At 36.1% G+C, this 19104-nt stretch carries 20 protein-coding genes and 1 pseudogene; 1 reads left to right on the top strand and 20 read right to left on the bottom strand.

The annotated features are described in order from the left end of the window. Positions 1-9 precede the first annotated feature (9 nt). The 17 genes from BN986_RS22185 to BN986_RS22105 all read right to left on the bottom strand — a co-directional run bounded on the left by BN986_RS22185 (position 10) and on the right by BN986_RS22105 (position 14262). A complete protein-coding gene (locus BN986_RS22185; RefSeq protein ID WP_040984281.1) occupies positions 10-849 on the bottom strand; it encodes an ATP-binding cassette domain-containing protein in 840 nt (279 codons plus the stop codon). After that, positions 842-1708 (bottom strand): alpha-D-ribose 1-methylphosphonate 5-phosphate C-P-lyase PhnJ, encoded by an 867-nt coding sequence (locus tag BN986_RS22180; protein ID WP_040984279.1) that lies wholly within the window; start codon positions 1706-1708, stop codon positions 842-844. Before BN986_RS22180 ends, BN986_RS22185 begins: the two co-directional genes overlap by 8 nt. Then, on the bottom strand, positions 1698-2813 hold the full coding sequence (locus tag BN986_RS22175) for a carbon-phosphorus lyase complex subunit PhnI (RefSeq protein WP_040984277.1): 1116 nt from the start codon (positions 2811-2813) through the stop codon (positions 1698-1700). Before BN986_RS22175 ends, BN986_RS22180 begins: the two co-directional genes overlap by 11 nt. Further along, on the bottom strand, positions 2813-3415 hold the full coding sequence (phnH, locus tag BN986_RS22170; RefSeq protein WP_040984275.1) for a phosphonate C-P lyase system protein PhnH: 603 nt from the start codon (positions 3413-3415) through the stop codon (positions 2813-2815). The genes BN986_RS22175 and phnH overlap by 1 nt, the downstream gene beginning before the upstream one ends. A gap of 23 nt (positions 3416-3438) precedes the next feature. After that, positions 3439-3861 (bottom strand): phosphonate C-P lyase system protein PhnG, encoded by a 423-nt coding sequence (gene phnG, locus BN986_RS22165; RefSeq protein ID WP_040984273.1) that lies wholly within the window; start codon positions 3859-3861, stop codon positions 3439-3441. A 90-nt stretch (positions 3862-3951) separates the two neighbouring features. Continuing rightward, positions 3952-4671: a GntR family transcriptional regulator gene (locus BN986_RS22160; protein ID WP_040984271.1), complete on the bottom strand. Its 720-nt coding sequence runs from the start codon at positions 4669-4671 to the stop codon at positions 3952-3954. Positions 4672-4754: 83 nt separating this feature from the next. Next, entirely contained in the window at positions 4755-5588 is an 834-nt protein-coding gene (gene phnE / locus BN986_RS22155; protein ID WP_040984269.1) for a phosphonate ABC transporter, permease protein PhnE, read from the bottom strand. Continuing rightward, the gene (gene phnE, locus BN986_RS22150) at positions 5585-6370 is read right to left on the bottom strand and encodes a phosphonate ABC transporter, permease protein PhnE (RefSeq protein WP_040984267.1); all 786 of its coding nucleotides are present in this window, start codon (positions 6368-6370) and stop codon (positions 5585-5587) included. Before phnE (BN986_RS22150) ends, phnE (BN986_RS22155) begins: the two co-directional genes overlap by 4 nt. A 16-nt stretch (positions 6371-6386) precedes the next feature. Further along, on the bottom strand, positions 6387-7157 hold the full coding sequence (phnC, locus tag BN986_RS22145) for a phosphonate ABC transporter ATP-binding protein (protein ID WP_040984265.1): 771 nt from the start codon (positions 7155-7157) through the stop codon (positions 6387-6389). Positions 7158-7183: 26 nt separating this feature from the next. After that, positions 7184-8119, bottom strand: a complete 936-nt coding sequence (gene phnD, locus BN986_RS22140; protein ID WP_052401063.1) for a phosphate/phosphite/phosphonate ABC transporter substrate-binding protein — start codon at positions 8117-8119, stop codon at positions 7184-7186. Between the two features lie 985 nt (positions 8120-9104). Next, on the bottom strand, positions 9105-9950 hold the full coding sequence (locus BN986_RS22135) for a Cof-type HAD-IIB family hydrolase (RefSeq protein WP_040984263.1): 846 nt from the start codon (positions 9948-9950) through the stop codon (positions 9105-9107). Positions 9951-10240: 290 nt separating this feature from the next. Then, positions 10241-11656 carry a PTS galactitol transporter subunit IIC gene (locus BN986_RS22130; protein ID WP_040984262.1) on the bottom strand — a complete coding sequence of 472 codons (1416 nt, stop codon included), beginning with the start codon at positions 11654-11656 and terminating at the stop codon, positions 10241-10243. A gap of 34 nt (positions 11657-11690) precedes the next feature. Continuing rightward, on the bottom strand, positions 11691-11993 hold the full coding sequence (locus BN986_RS22125; RefSeq protein WP_040984259.1) for a PTS sugar transporter subunit IIB: 303 nt from the start codon (positions 11991-11993) through the stop codon (positions 11691-11693). A gap of 13 nt (positions 11994-12006) precedes the next feature. After that, complete coding sequence (locus BN986_RS22120) at positions 12007-12492, bottom strand: PTS sugar transporter subunit IIA (RefSeq protein WP_040984257.1); 486 nt, start codon at positions 12490-12492, stop codon at positions 12007-12009. Positions 12493-12535: 43 nt separating this feature from the next. Then, on the bottom strand, positions 12536-13045 hold the full coding sequence (gene lacB, locus BN986_RS22115) for a galactose-6-phosphate isomerase subunit LacB (protein ID WP_040984256.1): 510 nt from the start codon (positions 13043-13045) through the stop codon (positions 12536-12538). A 12-nt stretch (positions 13046-13057) separates the two neighbouring features. Next, positions 13058-13486: a galactose-6-phosphate isomerase subunit LacA gene (gene lacA / locus BN986_RS22110; RefSeq protein WP_040984254.1), complete on the bottom strand. Its 429-nt coding sequence runs from the start codon at positions 13484-13486 to the stop codon at positions 13058-13060. A 23-nt stretch (positions 13487-13509) separates the two neighbouring features. Further along, complete coding sequence (locus BN986_RS22105; RefSeq protein WP_244445070.1) at positions 13510-14262, bottom strand: DeoR/GlpR family DNA-binding transcription regulator; 753 nt, start codon at positions 14260-14262, stop codon at positions 13510-13512. 505 nt (positions 14263-14767) lie between these two features. On the opposite strand from BN986_RS22105, the pseudogene BN986_RS22100 reads away from it, so the two are divergent. Further along, a pseudogene (locus tag BN986_RS22100) lies at positions 14768-16116 on the top strand (transposase). A 110-nt stretch (positions 16117-16226) separates the two neighbouring features. Here the strand turns inward: BN986_RS22100 and BN986_RS22095 are convergent. The 3 genes from BN986_RS22095 to BN986_RS22085 are packed head-to-tail and all read right to left on the bottom strand — an operon-like array spanning position 16227 to position 19072. Next, positions 16227-17243, bottom strand: a complete 1017-nt coding sequence (locus BN986_RS22095; RefSeq protein WP_040984252.1) for a FecCD family ABC transporter permease — start codon at positions 17241-17243, stop codon at positions 16227-16229. Continuing rightward, complete coding sequence (locus tag BN986_RS22090; protein ID WP_040984250.1) at positions 17240-18241, bottom strand: FecCD family ABC transporter permease; 1002 nt, start codon at positions 18239-18241, stop codon at positions 17240-17242. The genes BN986_RS22095 and BN986_RS22090 overlap by 4 nt, the downstream gene beginning before the upstream one ends. A gap of 18 nt (positions 18242-18259) precedes the next feature. Next, positions 18260-19072: an ABC transporter ATP-binding protein gene (locus BN986_RS22085; RefSeq protein ID WP_040984248.1), complete on the bottom strand. Its 813-nt coding sequence runs from the start codon at positions 19070-19072 to the stop codon at positions 18260-18262. Positions 19073-19104 lie beyond the last annotated feature (32 nt).

Genomic DNA, 19104 nt, shown 5'->3' with positions numbered 1-19104 from the left:
TTCGGCCTCCTATAATAATGAATAAACTAGTTGCTGCGTATACTCATGTTGCGGATCTTCCAATATTTGATCGGTTAGACCGTTCTCAATAATCCCTCCATTTAACATAACAATGGAACGATCTGCCAGCATACGTATTACTGCAAGATCGTGTGAAACAACGACCATACTGATATGCAGTTCACGCTGTATTTGTTTAATTAAATCCAATACACTAGCTTGAACAGATAAATCCAAACCGGTCGTCACTTCATCTAAAAATAAAATAGGCGGATTATTGGAAAGTGCTTTAGCAATCTGAACACGTTGTTGCATACCACCAGAAAAATTTTGCGGTTCTTCTTTCATTCTCCTTAAAGGAATATATACATTTTCCAGCAATTCTTCACTGCGCTTTTGGATATTATGCACATTACGATTTCCTGCTGCAATCATTTTTTCAGCAATATTACCAATAGAAGAGAATTTCATTTTCAGCCCTTGTACCGGATTTTGATAAACCATCCCATAAATATAGTTACGAATATATCTCTTTTGTTGCGAAGAAAGAGTCAATACGTTTTGACCAGCTAATTCCGATTGATTTATATACACTTCTCCAGAACTCATTTCACTATCAAAATATAGCCCTTGAAGCATGGTTGACTTCCCACTTCCACTCTCTCCTACGATTCCCAGCACTTCTCCAGGGTACAAATCAAAAGAGACATCTCTTACTGCATGCACCGTTCCACAAACCGTACAATAATTCTTCTCAAGATAAGGACTTTCTTTATCTAGGCAGTAAGGACACCCTGCACCAAATCGCTTTTGCAAATGTTTCACTTGTAATATAGGTTTTTCATACATATTCACTCCCCACCTTTTCCTTCTCCTTACTATCCAACTGTTCTATACAATAACTCGTATCATTACATCGATAGCTCCTCTCCCCTGTATCTGGATCAATTATTTCATCTAAAAATACATCCGTTGATCCGCAAAGCTCACATGCTTTGCCTGCAAAGGATTCAACTGTAAAAGGATAATCATCGAATGCTAGTGATTCGACATCTGTATAAGGAGGAACAGCAAAAATTTTCTTTTCTCTGCCGGCTCCTAGTAAAATTAATGCTTTGGATTGATGCATTTTCGGATTATCGAATCTCGGTATAGGACTGGGAGTCATTACATACCTGCCATTTACGTAAACTGGATGAGATGCTCCAGTAGATATCCGGCCATATTTTATAATTTGTTCAAATAGGATGAGCCAAGCACCACTATAATCATCTTCAGCATGCATTCTTTTCGTCATGTATTCCCTAGCATCTACTTTTCGTAGAGGTTCTGGATTTGGTACTTGTAATACGAGAATTTGATCTTCTCTTAATTCTTTTTCAGGAATTCGATGACGCGATTGAATAATATCCGCCTCTTCTGTCTTTTCCGTAACAGAAACATTTGTTGTATGTTTCACTAACTTCTTAATACTGACGGCATTTACAGATTCGTCTGCGCCTTGGTCAATAACTTTTAGTACATCACTTCTTCCAATGAGAGAAAACGTTAGTTGAAGACCTCCTGTTCCCCACCCTCTTGCTATCGGCATTTCTCTAGATGCAAATGGAACCTGGTAACCAGGTATTGCTACAGCTTTTAATGTTGCTCTCCTTATTTCTTTTTTGGATTCTTCATCAAAAAAGGCAAAATGTGGCTCAATCATCATTTGTTTTCCCTCCATTCTTCACCTGTCGCGCACTATCTAATTTAGATTGAAAAGTAACATAATGCGGCAGCTTCAAGTGAGAAATAAAACCAGTTGATTCAACAGAATCAACATGTAACAGCACAAATTCTTCATCATGTGTTGGAAATTCACCATGTGGATTCTCTAAACATTGATCCAGTATACTCATTGCAATTGCTTTCGTTTCATTTTGACCAAAGCTGATCCCATAACCAATTTCAAATTCTAATTCTTCTTTTTGATTATCTTTCTTCACAGATACTGGTACAAAAGACTCCACTTCCGTTAATTTGACATCACCAATATAAAATAAATCATCTGGTTCACTTTCTTCCTCGTAAGGATGCTTAATATGAATCGGGACCAAGCCTACTCTTACTTCACCAATTGTTGGATGGACCTGCCCATAACCACGTAAAGAGGCATAGCCTAAGGAAGTAACTGCACCAGTCTGCCCTCTCGTTAAAGCTTGCATTCTTTCACTTCTTTCAGTTGGAAATTGAATACTTTCTTTCGTAATATCCTTTGGCGGGGTATTATCTAATGAATATGTTTCAAACAACCCTTCCGCACGTAGATAATCAACAACCTTTGGAAAAAACTGAAGATCCTGACTCGAATTTGACGCATTCATTTGTTCACGATATTTCCGTTTCCAATCTCGATTAGCTTCTTTGTTTTCATTTACTAAATTAAAATCCAGTAAACGATGTGTGTAATCATTGGTAGAACCTAGTAATTGTCCTCCTGGAATATCCTTAAAACTGGCGGAAACTCTTCTTTCAACAAACATATCCTCTGTATCAACAACTTCACTATAATAATGGCGCGGAAGGGTAGAACGATGAGCCCGTAATAAGAAAACAGCCTCCTCCATATTCCCTCCTGCCTGCTTGATAGCAAGCGCTGCTAAAAAAGGAGAATATAAACTTGCTTCGGACATAATCTGATCTATTAATGGGTTCATTGTTGCTAAAATAGTTTTAATTTCAACTACTTCTTCTCCTTTAAAACGATCATATTTCAACCTTTCCAAAGATGCTTCAATAGCTTCTGTACCACCTTTTACAGCAACATATCCCATTAAATCACCTCCATCATTGTTACGGATGTTGTTCTAGGTATACAGGCAATCTGATTAGAGAAATCAGCTAATATGACATCAATACCTAATGGATATTCCTTTACTCTCTCGTTCCTTCTCTTCCAAAACTCTCCATCGCTTCCTGTCTGTAATGGTTGCACGCCATTTATTCCTGGACCACTTAAGGAAAGGGCAGGACTATTAGATAAATGAACACTCTCCATAATCCATGTTGCTGATTGCTGTGGATCAAGAAGGCTACCAATCTTACATTCTCTTAAAACTTGCTCTACATGGTATTCTGGTGTATCTTGCAATAATAAAATAAAATCTGCTTTATCCATGGGTGCTGTTTGTGACATCGTATAAGAAGAAATGATTTCTGTTAGCCTTGCTTTATCCTCTTCATTTGCCACCACATGAAATGTCACTTCCGCATCTAATAAAGTTAATGTACATAAAAAGAAGGCATTATTACATGGTAATTCTTCATCCATTTTCTCTGTAATGTTATTCAGCTGTGAAATGTTTCCCGGTCTGGACATACTGTGCAAAACTTTCCGATAAACCTGCTGTAGATCATGAATTTGGTCGATAATCATTCCTATCACCCCAAGCAACTATATTAAACTTCCATCGTTTCAAAATTAACTTTCGTTTTTAAAATATCAACCTGCTCTTTTACTTTTTGTTGATTGTTTCTCTCTGCTGCTGCTTTCAATTTTTCTTTCCATGCGACTGTTTCTGGCAGATCCGCTCGGTATGCTGCATCAATAATTGCTAAGTGCTTAGCAAGCTCCTCCTCCATCCCGATGACAATTCCTAAACCTATCGTTCTATTGATTTCTACTTTTGCTTCGGTTACTAACACTTCCCCAAGATAAAATAAAGACTTTTTAGCTGTTTCTCTCATTTTAATCATTGTCAATCCATAATGAGGTGCTTTAATTTCGAGATATTTGTAATTTCCCGTAACTATCTCCGCTAACTCTTTCGCTAAAGTACCACCTTCTTGGATCAATATTTCCGTTCGTTGTTTTCTTTTCATCTCCTTGAATCCTCCTTACGCATTCAGCATATCTTGTTACCAAGCTACTGTCCTTACTATTATTATTAAGATTTTGTAAATGACTTTATATCAAGGTTCTCTACTAATATGATATTTAAATTTATTACTTCGATACAGAACTTTTGTATGCTCTAAGACATTGTCAGAATAAAGATCAAAACAATCGCTTTCTATCACAATCAATGGTTCCATACTTTTACTGGAAAGCAATTCTTGCTCTAACAATGTTGGAAAAGTGACACTAAGCAGGCTATTACGATTGATAAGCTCCGTGTAGTTAAATTTTCTATAATAAGAATACATCGATTGAATGGTCGAACCGTCCTGTCCAATATTTGAAAACAAACGTTGATTAACATAAGAGGTATGAATAGCAATCGGTTCCTCCTGAATTAATCGTAATCTGCTAATTTTATAGACAATATCTTCTAGGGTTGCCCCTAAACGCTCATAAATTAATTTATTAAATTCAATCCGTTCACAGCCTAGATTCTTGGTAACCAGCTGATAACCTAACTGATTCATTTTATCAGTAAAGCTTGTTCTTCCGTTTAAATTTAATTCCACTTGAAAGGATTCATTTTTCACATATCTGCCAATACCTCTCTGGGAATAAATAAAACCACGTTCTTCTAGTTTAGCCAAGGTCCGGCGAACCGTAGTCCTCGGAACATTATATCGATCCGCCAACACATTTTCAGAAGGCAATTTCTCTCCAACCTTAAACTTCTTAGCAATAATTCTTTGCATAAGGTCATCCGTTATTTTCATTTCAATATCTGCTGACACTAACCATTACCTCCTGTTTTTTCTTCTTTCTCCCTATTTAAAATTTGAAACCTTTCTTTTTAGACTATTCTCTTTTTCACATTTTACACTCTAAGCTTTAACCGGTTACTGATCATCTCAACAGAAAAAATCATGATAAATATCAACATCGTGATAAACAAAGCACTATTAAAATCATACGATCGCATCGCACGTGTTAATTCCCAGCCAATCCCCCCAGCACCTACTAAACCAAGAATAGTAGATTCACCAATATCTATCTCTAAACGTAAAATCGTCCAGGATAACAGTGCCGTAAAGACAGTTGGAATAACTCCTTGCATAATAATTTGAATCCAGTTAGCGCCAGATGCCTTTAACGCTTCTATTTTCCCATCGTCCATTTCCTCAACGGATTGAGCAAATACTTTAATCAACATGCCTAGACTATGCACAGCAATAGCCAGAACTCCTGGCAATGGCCCTAACCCTACTGCAACAATAAAAATCAATGCCCAAATAATTGTTGGAATGACTCGCATCAAGGTTGCAAACCCTTTTACTACCCTTGGAACCAATTTATTATTATTTAAATTTTCAGCTGCCAGAAAAGCTAGCGCTAAAGAAATAACAACTGCAATGACTGTTCCTAAAATAGCAACTTGTAGAGATTCAATGGCAGCTGGTATTATATATTGCCATTCACTAAAATCAGGCGGAAACATCCTACCTAGCATAATAAAAAACTCTACAGTGCCTACCCATAGATTGCTATAATCTATGTTCAATTGATAAAGGCTGATTGCAAAAAGGAATACACTACATATGACACTAACTTTTAAAAAGGTATCTCTTTTCGGTTTTATTATCTTATCCTCTTTTTCACCTGGCATCATAGGATAAATATTATGCTTGTCTTGTTCCGATTGCTGACTCATATAATTCGCTCCCTTATCTTACTTGTTAAAAATTCAGTAGATAGAATCAATATCAGCACCAAAACAATCGCCATACTCACTTCCTTATATTGAAAAAGCTTGATTCCTCTCTGGATAGCAAAGCCGATTCCACCACCGCCGACCATTCCAATAATGGTTGAAGCACGAATATTTAGCTCTAAGTTATAAAGTGACCACGCTATAAATCCTGGAAAGAATTGCGGGAACACTCCTTGAGCTAATATTTGAAAATAATTTGAACCTGTTGCATGAAGAGCTTCCATTTTTCCGGTATCGATTTCTTCTAAACTATCAGCGAATACCCTCGTTAAAAATCCGACAGAACCTAGAATTAATGATAACGTTCCAACCGTTACACCAATACCATAGGAGGCTACTAAGATTAATGCCCAAATTAAACCAGGTATATTTCGGATAATCGAAGTGAATGCTCTTACCCCTACTTGGATCACAGGATGTGGTGAAGTAGTACTTGCAGCAAGAAAAGATAAAACTAGTGCAATTCCTGCTCCTATGACCATTCCAACAAACCCCATATAAAAAGTTTCCAGAATAGCTGCTAATAAACTAGTAGATGCTGTTATATCAGGTGGCAGCAGATCAAGAAATATAAAGTTACTAATTAACCCAACACCAGAAAAAACTTCATAAAAGGAAAAGTTTGTTCCAATAGCTGACCACACTGTCAATACACAAATAAAAACGAAAATGACAATAGTTTGTAGACGTTTTGTCCTTCTTATATGCTTTATTTTCCCCATGATGGATCACCTTTCCTTATTGAGCATTTACTAATGGCGGCTTTCTCGTATTATAAATTTCATCAATTACCTTATCAGTCAATTGTGAAGGATGACCATCAAAAATAACCTGACCATGCTGCATTCCAATAATTCTCGTAGCATATTTCAAAGCCACATCAACTTGATGCAAATTAACAATTGCTGTCAGCTGGTCTTCTTGACAAATGTTATAAAAATGATCCATTATATTTTTAGATGAAGCAGGATCGAGGCTAGCTATCGGTTCGTCAGCTAAAATAAGTCGTGGTTTTTGTGCCAAAGCCCGCGAAATACCAACACGCTGCATCTGTCCACCACTGAGCTCATCAGCACGTTTATATTTTTGTTGGTTTAAACCAATCCTATCTAAAATCATTTCTGCCTCTGCGATATCTTTTTTACTAAAAATACCAAGTGATCCTTTGATGGTTCCTGTATAGCCCAGACGTCCATGTAATACATTATTAAGTACACTTAAACGATCAATTAAATTAAAATTTTGAAATACCATACCAATCTCTCTGCGTATCTGCTTTATATGTCTCGGTTTTGATTTATTGATTTTTTCTCCTTTAAAGATGACATTCCCTTTAGAAAGTTCAACTAGACGATTAATACAACGAAGCAATGTACTCTTTCCTGCTCCACTTGAACCAATTACTACAACGAATTCACCAGGATATACATTAAAATTGACGTTACTTAAAGCGACTGTTCCATCAGAATATACCTTTGTTACATCTTCTATTTTTAATATTGGATTCATCGGTTAAACGCTCCTTTTTAATACATTTATTGACTTAATAAATCTTCCGGGCTCATATTTAATAGTTCAGCAGTATCACGAATAATTTCATAATTACTATCATCAACAGGTACATAACGTGCTTCTGCATCTCCAGCTTTCTCAAAAAATTCTTCATTATCATAGTTGTATACAAATTCTTGTATTTCTTCGACTAAACTTTCTGGTAAATCTGACCTGTAACTAAGCGGGCTATCCGGAATTGGTTCAGACTCAGCAATGATTCGAAAGTCAGATTCCGAGACCATTCCACCTTCAATTGCCCGCTCTACACAACTTGAACATACTCCAGCAGCATCTACATCTCCGGCAGCAATCGCCATAATAGAATTATCATGACTTCCCGAGAAAGATACATTAGAAAAATAACTTTCCACTTCATCATTTGTTATCCCTAACTCATCAATAAAGATTCCCCTCGGAAATAAGTGACCAGAAGTAGAGGCAGGGTCAGCAAATAATATATTTTTCCCTTCTAACTCTTCCAGACTTTGTATTTCTGATTCGTCTGGTACGACAATCCAACTGTTATAGGTAGCTTCTTCTTCACTTGCAGCACGTACTGCAAACGGAACTGCATTACTTCTTTCTTGTGCGATAATATAAGAAAATGGTCCAAAACTTGCTAAATCTAAGTTTTTTGTACGCATTGCTTCAATGACGGCGTTGTAATCTTCTCCTTCATACAACTCCACTTCTATTCCTAATGCTTCTGACAAATCTTCGACAAAAATGTTTTGTGCACGTGTAAGCTCTTCTTCTTCTCCTGGCAATACACCATAACTTATCTTCTTTGGCCAGCCTCTCTCATCAACTTCATCTGCACTACTTGCTTCATTTCCACAAGCCGATAAAACCGAAATTACACTAATTAATACCAACACCCATAAACTTCTTGTAGCTTTTGCCCAAGCTCTGTTCATTTCCAACTCCTCCTTATATTTCTTTTATCGCACAATTCCAATGTAACTTGGTACCATGAAAAATATGTTAATAATAGTTTAAGTTTTGTAAAGAAAAGGATGGGTAATGTAAATATATCTAGTTTAAAACAAGGATTGAATATATAAAAAAAGCATCTCTGAAGCCAGCTTTTGACTTAAAAATGCATTATTAACTCATTCAAATATAGTAAAATGAATTTCATCACTAGAAGCTCTTGTGCTCCAAACGTTTTAAAGCATAAAAAAGAAGCACTCTCTGAATCTTGTATAATAGTAGTTAACTACAAAACTATTAAAAGATTGTAGGAGTACTTCTCATGACTGCTATACGACAATAAAGTTTATCTTTTGTCCAAGAACTTTACGATATAGAGTCTATCCAATTAAAAAGAGCAATTATAAAACGAAACCTCATTCAGTGGGAGTTTTTCGACGCACAACTCTTTACGATGGGGCGAGTAATCGCAGCAATGTTGTCAGGTTAATGAACTTTCTTAAATTTAATACAGATAGCAAAAAATCTATCTAGCGACGGTTTTGATGGGACGAGTAATCGCAGTCCCAGAGGAAAAACACGGAGACTCCTGTGGGAAAGCGCAAATGTCTTCGGTGGGGCGAGTAATCGCAGTCCCAGTGGGAAGACCCCGCAGAAAAAAAGCGAACTTCTTTTTTCGAGGAGGCTGAGCTCAAGCCCGCGGAAAGCGTAGTGTTTTTCCGTAGCGGTCGATTAACCTAACAACATTGGTAAACGCAGTCCCAACCCCAGGACGTCGCGAACTTAGTCTGCTCCCTTCATTCTCCCACTGAATTAGCCTTAGTGATTCAGGGAGGTAGCGCACGTTATCTCCCGCCTAAATTAATTTATTTTCGCTCTTTATTTTGAGGCCGGAGTTTTACGGGCGGTTCTCCGTGATAAAACTGACTCAGTTGTAAATTATTTATTGTACTTCATAAATGTTTCATTTCATACTAGTATATAATTCCTTAATGCGTATGCTACACCATTATCATTATAGTTTTTCGTAACAAAAGATGCATATTCCATAACTTCTTGTTCCGCGTTTTTCATAGCAATTCCTTTCCCTGCTGCTTTAAACATCGAAATATCATTCAGATTATCTCCAATAGCAAATGTATTCTCCAATGGAACACGAAAATATTCCGCAATAAACTTTAATGCATTTCCTTTACTAACCTGTCCATGCGCAATTTCAAGCTTTTCTCTTCCTGCCGAAGTCATTGATATATTTCCTAATTTCGCTAACTCTGTGTAAAGTTTTTCTAATTTTTTACGATTAAATGATAAAACAAATACTTTATACGGGCTCATTATAGAAAAATCAATTGTATGAAAGTTGGGTACATTTACAAGTCCTTGTTGCGTATACTGTTCATCGGTTTTGCGTAAATAAAGATCTTTAGTAAAATCCTGTTCAAATTGGGCAATTTCTTGATAAAGCAGTTTCTTTTTTTCTTCCATGATGTATACGCCTTGATTCGTATAAATTTTGTAAAACATATTATTTTTTTCAATCGTATTTATTATTTTTTTAAGAACTGTTGAAGGTAAAATAAATTGTTGAAGTATGTTTCCAGTATAAAATGTCGTTGCCCCATTCCCGGCTATAAATGGACATTTAATTTTCTCCTGCTTTAAAACATATTGCATATCATGAAGTGATCGACCTGACGAAATTACAATTATATTATTTTTTTCTTGAGCTTCATAAATTGCTTTTTTATTTTCTAGGCTTATGGTATCGTCATCCGATAATAGAGTGCCATCCATATCAATAGAGATTAAGTTCATATCATCCTTCCTTTCTATTTAATATGGTTGAATATTAAATTTGTCTCGATGAAGATTACTTTGCTACTCAATCAATAAATGTTGTCCATGGAGATGTTGAATCCTTCATCATCTTTTCTCACTTTATTTAAATCAAGCCAGCTTTTGAAGCCATTCATATTATGACCTTTTCCATCCTCTGCAAGCGATTTGATCCATATGTCAATATGTCAGCGAAGTCCATATTCTTTTAACCCTGCTTTACATCCTAAAAGGGTGAGAGGCTCACCCTTTTAAAATTATTTAGTAAATTAGTTTTCTTCTTGTTCTGTTTCATATTGCTTGTTTCTTTTTTTCATTTGTCTGTAATACCATACAAACAAAAGTATATATCCTGCTATTGCACCTAGAGCCGCCGCGATGGAAGTGAGATTAAAGCCTGCACTTGCTTTCCCTACTAAAATACCTATGAATTTTTCAATCGGTCCTTCCAAGGTAGAATGCGTGATGAGAGAGCCGCCCTCTACACCTGCTGGCGTTGCCCCTACTGAGGAAGCTATCTCAGTAACAAATGGTGCTATAGCACTTCCAGACCACAGAAATACAGGTACCATAATTGTCCCAATCAATATCATTCGTAAAATTTTCCCTCGGCATACTACTAATAAAGCCGGAGTTAAACCGATTGCAATAATACCACCCAAAGGAAGAATACCGTTGCCAGGTAAAACTAATGCGATAAAAAGCATAATTGGAGCGATTACATTTGCAGCTGCCCACATTTCAGGACGCGCTGCTAAAAACGGCCAATCAATTCCAATATTGAAAGTTCTGCCTTTCAATCTTTTACTCATAAAGTCCGTGATCCCCTTTGAAATCGGTTCCATTGCTGAAATAAACCATGTCCCGACAATAGAAAAGAGCTCAAGTGACACACCACCAATAAACGCAAGCGTGAATACTGTTGCTATCGGTTGTTGACCTAACAATCCAACGAATGCGCCTAAATAAATACCAATTGCAAACTTACTTCCCCAAAATCCGATTTTTTCATTTAACCAAGCCGCATCAAAATCATATTTATCGAGAAAAGGAAGAAATTTATCAAATAACTTATCGAAAACCATAATTAATGGATTAAGCATAAAGTTCAAGTGAGTTGTTGTTGTCGGATTTGATGCAGGCATTTCTAATAAATCATTAAACGTCGGTTTCATCAGATCTGCGTTAATAAATTTCATAACTCCTAGAACGATGACTAGTAACGTTGCCACCAATAGATTATTGGAATAATATATAACCAGTAACCCTATAATGGAAAGATGCCAGAAATTAAATATATCTACATCTAACGTATTTGTTTTATTCATTCCAAGTAAGACCAAATTGACGATGACGAGAATTAGCAAGAAAAATAATGTATATGCTGATCCCCAAGTTATCGTAGCTAGTGGTGCCCAACCAACATCTGTAATGGTTAACTCAATACCTGTTGACTTAACAAAATCTTGTAACGCAGGTGCAAAATTTCCTGTTAGAATATCAATGACTGCCCCTATACCAGTTAGAGCAATCGCTAATTTCAGACCACCTTCAAGTGCTTTACTAATTTTGACCCTCATTAATATTGCCAATAAAGACAACAGAATGAACATCATTGGAGCTGCTCCTAAATCTATGATGGGCTGGAAAATAGCGTTTGCAAATTCTATTACAGCATCTAACATAAAAGATCACTTCCCTTTGTAGGTTTCTATGAATCTATTTATTCATACTTTTGATAGCGCTTTCTATTTCATCAAAAACAGGGTCTGCCATAGCCGGTATACGATAAAGAATTGGTCCTGCCTCAATCATAGGTAATTTAACTTCAAAACTAAATTTCGTCTTCGAAATAGGTGCAAATATGTCATATTGATTCATCATATCTTCATTAATATCTTTCACCACAACTGCATCAACATGTACATTATACCCGCGTTTTTTCATTTCCTCTTCAATTGCTGATTTAATTTGATGGCTTGAATTAATACCTGCTCCACATGCTGCTAGAATTTTAATCATTTTAAGCACTCCCTTAATTTTTAATCATTTGTTTAGTTAAAAATTGATAAATGTCATCATTCGTTTTAAGTGTTTCTAAGTGTTTTATATTTTCAGGCACAGTTAAGAATCCCATTAATTCTGAAAGAACGTTTGTCTGATTTGATTTTTCATTATTAATAATAAAAAACAGGTACTTCACTGCAATTTTCTGTTCTGGAACAATCATGTTATAAAACATGATAGGCTTGTTTAACTTGACAAACACAATATTTTTACTCCTACAATATTCTATTTCTGTATGAGGTATTGCCACATTAGAAATATCATCAGCTACAGGACTTAAATCCAGTCCTGTAGGATGTTCACATTCGCGTTCAATGAGACCCTCTATAAAATCAGCATGAACAATCTCTTTCTCATATAGAATTTTCCCAATACGATTAAATACCTCTTCCTGATCCTGTGCATCTTCTATAAAAATTAGCTCTCTATCAAATAATGATTTAATTGAATCCAAGTAAATTCCTCCTTTTACTCAGCTTAAATCTATATTTTAATTACTAATAACCACTATCGTTCCATTTCTCCACAAATTCATCAAAGTAATGCTCATCACCAATTAAATCCTCATTCATTGGAATCGATTCGATTTTTTCAATGATTTCTTTACTCTCTTTTGTTTCTTCATATTCGGTCTCTAAGAAGGTATCAATTGCTTGTTCAATTACTCCTAATCCTGCAATGCGCCCTCCTATTGCCAAAATATTTGCATTCAAATGTTTTTTAGCATATCTGGCTGTTTCGATATCTCTCACTAATGCAGCTCTGATACCTTTTACTTTATTAGCGCTTACCGAAATTCCAACTCCGGTACCACAAACAACAATTCCTAAATCTGCTTCACCAAAGGAAATTTTCTCGGCTGTTTTTTTACCGTAAATAGGATAATGTGTGCGTTCTTTATCGTATGTGCCATTGTCAATGACTTCGTGTCCTTTTTCCGTTATATAATTGACTAAATGATCTTTGATTTCTGTAACAATGTGATCACAACCAATTGAAATTTTCATTATTATCACTCCCTAGCACATTTTATTTACCATATCTACTCTAATTTGATGGCGTCCACCATCATAATCTGCACTAACAAAAGCCTCACATATTTTTTCTGCCAACTTTCTTCCAACAATTCCGGATCCAAGCGTTATAATTGATGAATTATTATGGTGTACCGTCATTTCAGCAGAATGCTCATCAGCAACATTTGCGCAAATAATGCCTTTATATTTATTGACAACGATAGATGAACCTACACCGTATTCATCGATAATAATTCCACGATCTGCTTCCTTATTTAAAATTGATTGTGAAACGTTGGTTGCTCCGTCAAAAAAATCTAACTCCTTATCTTGGGTTACATCTGTCACATCATAACCCAAGCTTTCTAAATGGGTTTTCAAGTGATTTTTTAAAACAGTTCCCTTTACATCACTACCTATAGAAACTCTCATGAAAGGATCTCCTCCATTCCTGTTTAATTAATTATTTTACCTTTATAATATTCATCAATTTCTTTTGAAATATTTTTATCCGTAATGATTCCTGTCACATCATTTACTGGGCAGATAACCTGAAGTGCTTCGACGCCGAATTTACTACTATCACTTACAATATAATTTTGATGTGAATTTCCTATAATTGTTCGTTGTAACGCTCCTTCTTCTTCATCCGCAGTTGTTATATTGTTTCCAAAAATACCATTTGTTCCAATAAACGATTTTTGAACTTTAATATCTTTAATCCAATTACTAGTAAAATAACCTACGAACGTTTTAGTGCGTTCTCTTAACCTTCCTCCAACTAGAACAACATCAAACATTTCCTTATTTTGAAACGTATTGAAGATAGATATGGAATTCGTAATAATCGTTGCTGAATCAACACTAATGAACTCACTAATAAATTCAGTAGTCGTCCCTGGTCCGATAAAAACAGTATCATTTTCTTCTATTAATTCTGCTGCTTTCTTAGCAGCATATTTTTTTTCTTCAACGTTTAAGGTCTTTTTTTCTAAATGGGAAAGTTCAATAAATTTTTCTTTTGTTATTTTTTTTGCGCCACCATGGACTCTCGTGATTTCACCTTGTTTTTCGAGCTCTAATAAATCTCTTCTAATTGTCATTTTAGTTACGTTCAGCAATTCTGCTGTGTCATTTACATTTATAAATCCTTTTTCATCTAATAATTGAAGGATTTTACTTTGTCTTATCTCCTTCAGTTTGTTCACCTCCTAATGTTCGAAAATGTTCTTTTTTGTTCTATATTGTTATTATATAATAAAGTTATTTATCTTTTCAATAAAAATAACTAAGTTTCACTTTTTATCCACAAATGTTCTCGATGGGGCGAGTAAGCGCAGTCCCATTCCTGGGATGTAGGGAACTTAGGCAAAGTTTCTTAAATCGGTAGTTTTCTTATACTTTTTCTATCGTATAAAAAAGAGATATCCTTATTTTGCAACTAGGATATCTCTATGCTCTTCAAAGAATTAGCATCTTTGTTATTCATTTCTTATTACTTTTCATTTATACATTTTATCAATGAAATAATCGTACATTTACTTCATATACTCCTGAGTTTTCTCTTATATCTTTAATTAATAGAATGAATTTCATAATTCAAAGTCCTTGTGTCCCAAGCTTTTTGAAACATAAAAAAAAGAAGTACCTTCCCAAATCTTGTATAATGGTAGTTGACTAGAAAACCATAAAAAGACTGGAGGAGTACTTCTTATGACCATTATACGCCAACCAAGCCTATTTGGCATCCAAGAATTATATGACATGGAACCTACCAAAAATATGAAGCAATTATTTCAGCGATTGACCTGGATCGTTTTTATCATGCAATGAATAAGAAATCCCGGCTGGGAGCGCCTGTTGAACTCAACTATGCAGGGATGATTATTTCCTTTTTTATTCGCTATATTGAGCGTATCCCAACCATCAAAGATTTAATCAAGCGTCTAAATGATGACTTTATCTTTAAATTGAACTGCGGCTTTCTGTTTTCCTTCAGAAGCTGCCTATTCCCTTCTGATAACGAAACTTAGTGAGTCGGATATTTTAGAGAAATCCTTTGAAAGCGTAACGCTGGCAGCTATCACAGAAGAGTTTATTGTCGATGAAGTCATTGGCATTGATGCAACCCATTTTGAAGCACGAGATAAGGCTTCTGCCAAAAAAGAAGAAAAATCAGAAACTGCGCCAAAAAAGCGCGGGCGTAAATCCAAAGAAGAACGTGAACAGTACCTTAAAGAATAAATGGAAAAGGAAGCAAACCTGCCATTGTATGAAAAGAAAATCGAAGCACAGTTAGACGTTCCGTTGGACATATTGCGTGCAGAAGTACCACTAGCCCCCAAATGGGGTGTGAAAAAGAATGCAGATGGTAAAAATGAATTTTGGTTTGGCTACAAAGGGCACCTCGCAGTTGGTACATCGAGCCAATATATTCTGCAGTCTGTGTTTTCTTCTGATAACCTAAATGACGGAAACCCGCTATTGCCTTATTAAAGGGAATGGATCAACGTCTCCCTTTGACCACTGTTGATTATGAAGCGATGGACGCTGGTTACGATTTCGAGCCGATTTATGAACAGATTCACCGCATGGGTCAATAGTCTGTCATTGCCTATAATAAGCGAAATGAAGGAGAAGTTATCGGATACGATAACCATTTTGCCCCAACCTGTTTTCGGGAACACTCCTATCGATATGACAGCATTGATCCGAAATACGAAACGTTGAAGTATACGAGACCAAAAGAATGCAGCGACTGTCCGCTTGCGAACGAAGGTATCTGTCAAAAAGTGTATAAAGTCAAAATAACCACCGATTTAAGACGTTATACTGCGCCCGCACGCGGATCAAAAGCTTGGAAAAACATCTTCAAACAACGCACGGCAGTAGAACGTGTCAACGCTTATTTAAAAGAGTTCTATCAGCTCAACAATGTTCGCTGTCATACTGGGAAACGTGCGAAAGTTCATTTTGACATGGTCGCTTTGATTTATAATGCTTCCAAATTAGCTGCGGATCGTATTCAAGCAGAGCTTATTCAACAACAACCAGCTGCATAATTTTTGTTTTTAAAAATACACTTTCGAAAATTCGGTTCGTCTTTGTATTTTTAAAAAGAGCAATTATGAAATTCATTCAATAAAATTAAAAATTCAACAAGCATTCTTTTTTAAATCGAATTCGTTTTATACATCAAATATAAGAAATATGGAGCACCAATAATCGCCACAACAATCCCAGCTGGCATAGACCCCACTGCTAATACAGTCTGACCAATCGTATCTGCAATTACAAGTAAAAATGCACCAGTCAATAATGCAATTGGCAAAAACAGCTGATGTCTTGGCCCAACAAAAGACTTCGCTATATGAGGTCCCATCAAACCAATAAAACCAATGGAACCTACCACTGCAACGGTAACAGAAGACAAAATAACAGAAGTAATAAGCAAAATAAACCTTTCTTTATCCAGATTTATTCCTAAACTCTTTGCTGTTTCGTCGTTGGTATTGATAATATTTAGACTGCTGGATTTAATAAATAAAAATGGAATAATCATCAATATCCATGGCAATAAAGCAAAAACAAATGACCATTCATCTCCCCAAATATTCCCTGCTATCCAAGTAGCAATAAATTCAGCCTGGTCTTCATTGAATTTTCGCATAAGCGTTATAGAACCACCTGATAGTGCTGTAGATAACCCAACTCCAATCAACACTATATTGGCAGGACTAATTCCTTTTCCTTTATGATAACTGAACAGAAAAATTAGCAGTGCTGTTAATACTCCTCCCGTTGCACTCACTAAGGGCAGAACATAAATAAATGTATCGGGGTTTACTTGTCCGATAACAATAAAAATAGCAATTGCAAATCCTCCACCTGCATTGATACCAAGGATTCCCGGCTCTGCTAATGGATTTTTGGTGATGCTTTGAATAATGGCTCCACTCATACTTAATGCCATTCCTGCAAGTAAGGTAATTAACGTCCTTGGTATTCTAAATTCGATTAATATTAAATTGTCCTTGAATTCACCTTGTCCAATCAATGTTTTCAAATAAGCGGATAAATCCATTTTATATTCCCCAGAAGTAATGCTCCAAGTGACTGCCAGAAAAAGGAGAACTGCTAAAATGAGACATACGATTACCTGCTTTCTTTTCAACCTGGGATCAATCATATTGTACGTCCCCCTTTTTTAATTAAATATAAGAAATAAGGGACACCTACAAAGGATATGATTGCACTGACAGGTGCTTCCCCCATTAACCTGGCAATCGTATCTGCACCGACAACCAGACAACCTCCTAAAATAGCAGTCAATGGGATTACTTTTTTATAGTCAGTGCCAACTAAAAACCTTGCAATATGCGGAATCATTAATCCTACAAACGCTATCTGCCCGACTATTGCTACAGAGATTCCAGCAAGAAGCATGCTTAAAAGCATCGTCACTGTTCGGATTAACTTCACATTTTGTCCTAACCCTTTTGCAACAGATTCACCTAAATTCAAGATCGATAATTGTCCGCTTAAAAGAATAAAGATAACCACGATAACAGTAACCACAGGAATACCAATATATAATTGTTCCCAGCTAGTCCCGGAAACTCCACCAGAACTCCAAAATATTAAAGATTGATTTAATCTAAAAAAGAGTGCAACCGCCTGACTTAGGGCACTAAGCAACGCACTGATCGCAGCACCCGCCAAAATAAGACGGACCGGATTAAACCCGTCTTTTCTGGAACGTCCAATCATCAATACCATGGCTCCGCCAAGCATTGCACCAATAAATCCAGCTAAAATCAATATTGGGAACGATATAACAGGTGAAACAGCGTAGGTCAATGCCAGCATCAGTGCAGCTCCCGAATTCAAACCAATTAAGCTCGGATCAGCAAGGCTGTTTCTTGTAACGCTCTGAATTCCTGCACCAGAAACAGCCAGAGCAACGCCAACCAATAAAGCTCCAATATCTCTGGGGATACGGACATCGATAATAATATTGTGATTCATATCCATTGGGTCATAATTAAAAATCGCATCAAAAATCACTGAGGTATCTATCACGGCATTACCAATTATAATAGATATCCAAAATGTTACTGCCAGAATGATACAGGCAATTGGAAAAATAACACTAAAATGAATAGAATTTTTGTTCTTTGATTTCATAACTGCTGACTCATTTCTTCACTTAATTTCAACTTTTGAATACTTCCTATTAACTAATTGGTAATTTGCTATCATCGGTTTTCCGGTTAGCTTATCCTCCATCAGCTCCGCATCAATATGGAAAACTTTAGCAAGTAATTGACTTGATAAAACCTCTGGTAGATTGCCTTGTGTAATTATTTCCCCATCCTTCATCGTTATCATGTAGTCCGAAAAACGAATGGCCTGATTAATATCATGAAGCACCATCACAATCGTTGTATGCTGTTTCTGGTTAAGCTCCTTGATCAATTCTAAAATTTCAAGCTGATGTGCTATATCAAGAAATGTGGTCGGTTCATCCAGAAAAATAATATCCGTTTTCTGAGCCAGCGCCATAGCAATCCATACCCGTTGTTTTTGACCGCCGCTCAAATCATTGATTACGCTATGTTTAAACTCGGTTATGTCAGTAGCTTGCAAAGCCCACTCTATTACTTCTACATCTTCTGGAGCCAAACGTCCGAAGCCTTTTTGATAAGGATATCTTCCATAAGATACGAGCTCCCCGACAGTTACCCCATTGGCAACCTCTGGAGATTGAGGCAAAATAGCTATTTTCTTAGCAATCTCCTTGGAAGCCGATTTATTGATATCTGCTCCGTCTAAAGCTATTTTTCCTTTTTTTATTGGAAGAAGCCGGCATAATGCTTTCAGCAAAGTTGATTTCCCACAGCCATTCGGACCGATAATGGAGGTTATTTTCTTATCTGGTATCTCCATATTTAAATTTTCAATGATAACCTTACTCCCGTAAGCAATCGTTAAATCTCTTCCAGTAAGACGATTCATAGTGCTCCCTCTTTATAGTTAAATTAATCTTA

This window comes from Oceanobacillus jeddahensis, from assembly GCF_000750635.1.
Taxonomy (GTDB): Bacteria; Bacillota; Bacilli; order Bacillales; family Amphibacillaceae; genus Oceanobacillus; species Oceanobacillus jeddahense.
This window is presented reverse-complemented; position numbering and strand designations above follow the sequence as displayed.

What these genes read in the sequence shown, in the direction of transcription:
- BN986_RS22185 (WP_040984281.1), bottom strand. Translation starts at nt 849, where the DNA reads ATGTATGAAAAACCTATATTACAAGTGAAACATTTGCAAAAGCGATTT.
- BN986_RS22180 (WP_040984279.1), bottom strand. Translation starts at nt 1,708, where the DNA reads ATGATGATTGAGCCACATTTTGCCTTTTTTGATGAAGAATCCAAAAAA.
- BN986_RS22175 (WP_040984277.1), bottom strand. Translation starts at nt 2,813, where the DNA reads ATGGGATATGTTGCTGTAAAAGGTGGTACAGAAGCTATTGAAGCATCT.
- phnH (WP_040984275.1), bottom strand. Translation starts at nt 3,415, where the DNA reads ATGATTATCGACCAAATTCATGATCTACAGCAGGTTTATCGGAAAGTT.
- phnG (WP_040984273.1), bottom strand. Translation starts at nt 3,861, where the DNA reads ATGAAAAGAAAACAACGAACGGAAATATTGATCCAAGAAGGTGGTACT.
- phnE (WP_040984269.1), bottom strand. Translation starts at nt 5,588, where the DNA reads ATGAGTCAGCAATCGGAACAAGACAAGCATAATATTTATCCTATGATG.
- phnE (WP_040984267.1), bottom strand. Translation starts at nt 6,370, where the DNA reads ATGGGGAAAATAAAGCATATAAGAAGGACAAAACGTCTACAAACTATT.
- phnC (WP_040984265.1), bottom strand. Translation starts at nt 7,157, where the DNA reads ATGAATCCAATATTAAAAATAGAAGATGTAACAAAGGTATATTCTGAT.
- phnD (WP_052401063.1), bottom strand. Translation starts at nt 8,119, where the DNA reads ATGAACAGAGCTTGGGCAAAAGCTACAAGAAGTTTATGGGTGTTGGTA.
- BN986_RS22135 (WP_040984263.1), bottom strand. Translation starts at nt 9,950, where the DNA reads ATGAACTTAATCTCTATTGATATGGATGGCACTCTATTATCGGATGAC.
- BN986_RS22130 (WP_040984262.1), bottom strand. Translation starts at nt 11,656, where the DNA reads ATGTTAGATGCTGTAATAGAATTTGCAAACGCTATTTTCCAGCCCATC.
- BN986_RS22125 (WP_040984259.1), bottom strand. Translation starts at nt 11,993, where the DNA reads ATGATTAAAATTCTAGCAGCATGTGGAGCAGGTATTAATTCAAGCCAT.
- lacB (WP_040984256.1), bottom strand. Translation starts at nt 13,045, where the DNA reads ATGAAAATTTCAATTGGTTGTGATCACATTGTTACAGAAATCAAAGAT.
- lacA (WP_040984254.1), bottom strand. Translation starts at nt 13,486, where the DNA reads ATGAGAGTTTCTATAGGTAGTGATGTAAAGGGAACTGTTTTAAAAAAT.
- BN986_RS22095 (WP_040984252.1), bottom strand. Translation starts at nt 17,243, where the DNA reads ATGATTGATCCCAGGTTGAAAAGAAAGCAGGTAATCGTATGTCTCATT.
- BN986_RS22090 (WP_040984250.1), bottom strand. Translation starts at nt 18,241, where the DNA reads ATGAAATCAAAGAACAAAAATTCTATTCATTTTAGTGTTATTTTTCCA.
- BN986_RS22085 (WP_040984248.1), bottom strand. Translation starts at nt 19,072, where the DNA reads ATGAATCGTCTTACTGGAAGAGATTTAACGATTGCTTACGGGAGTAAG.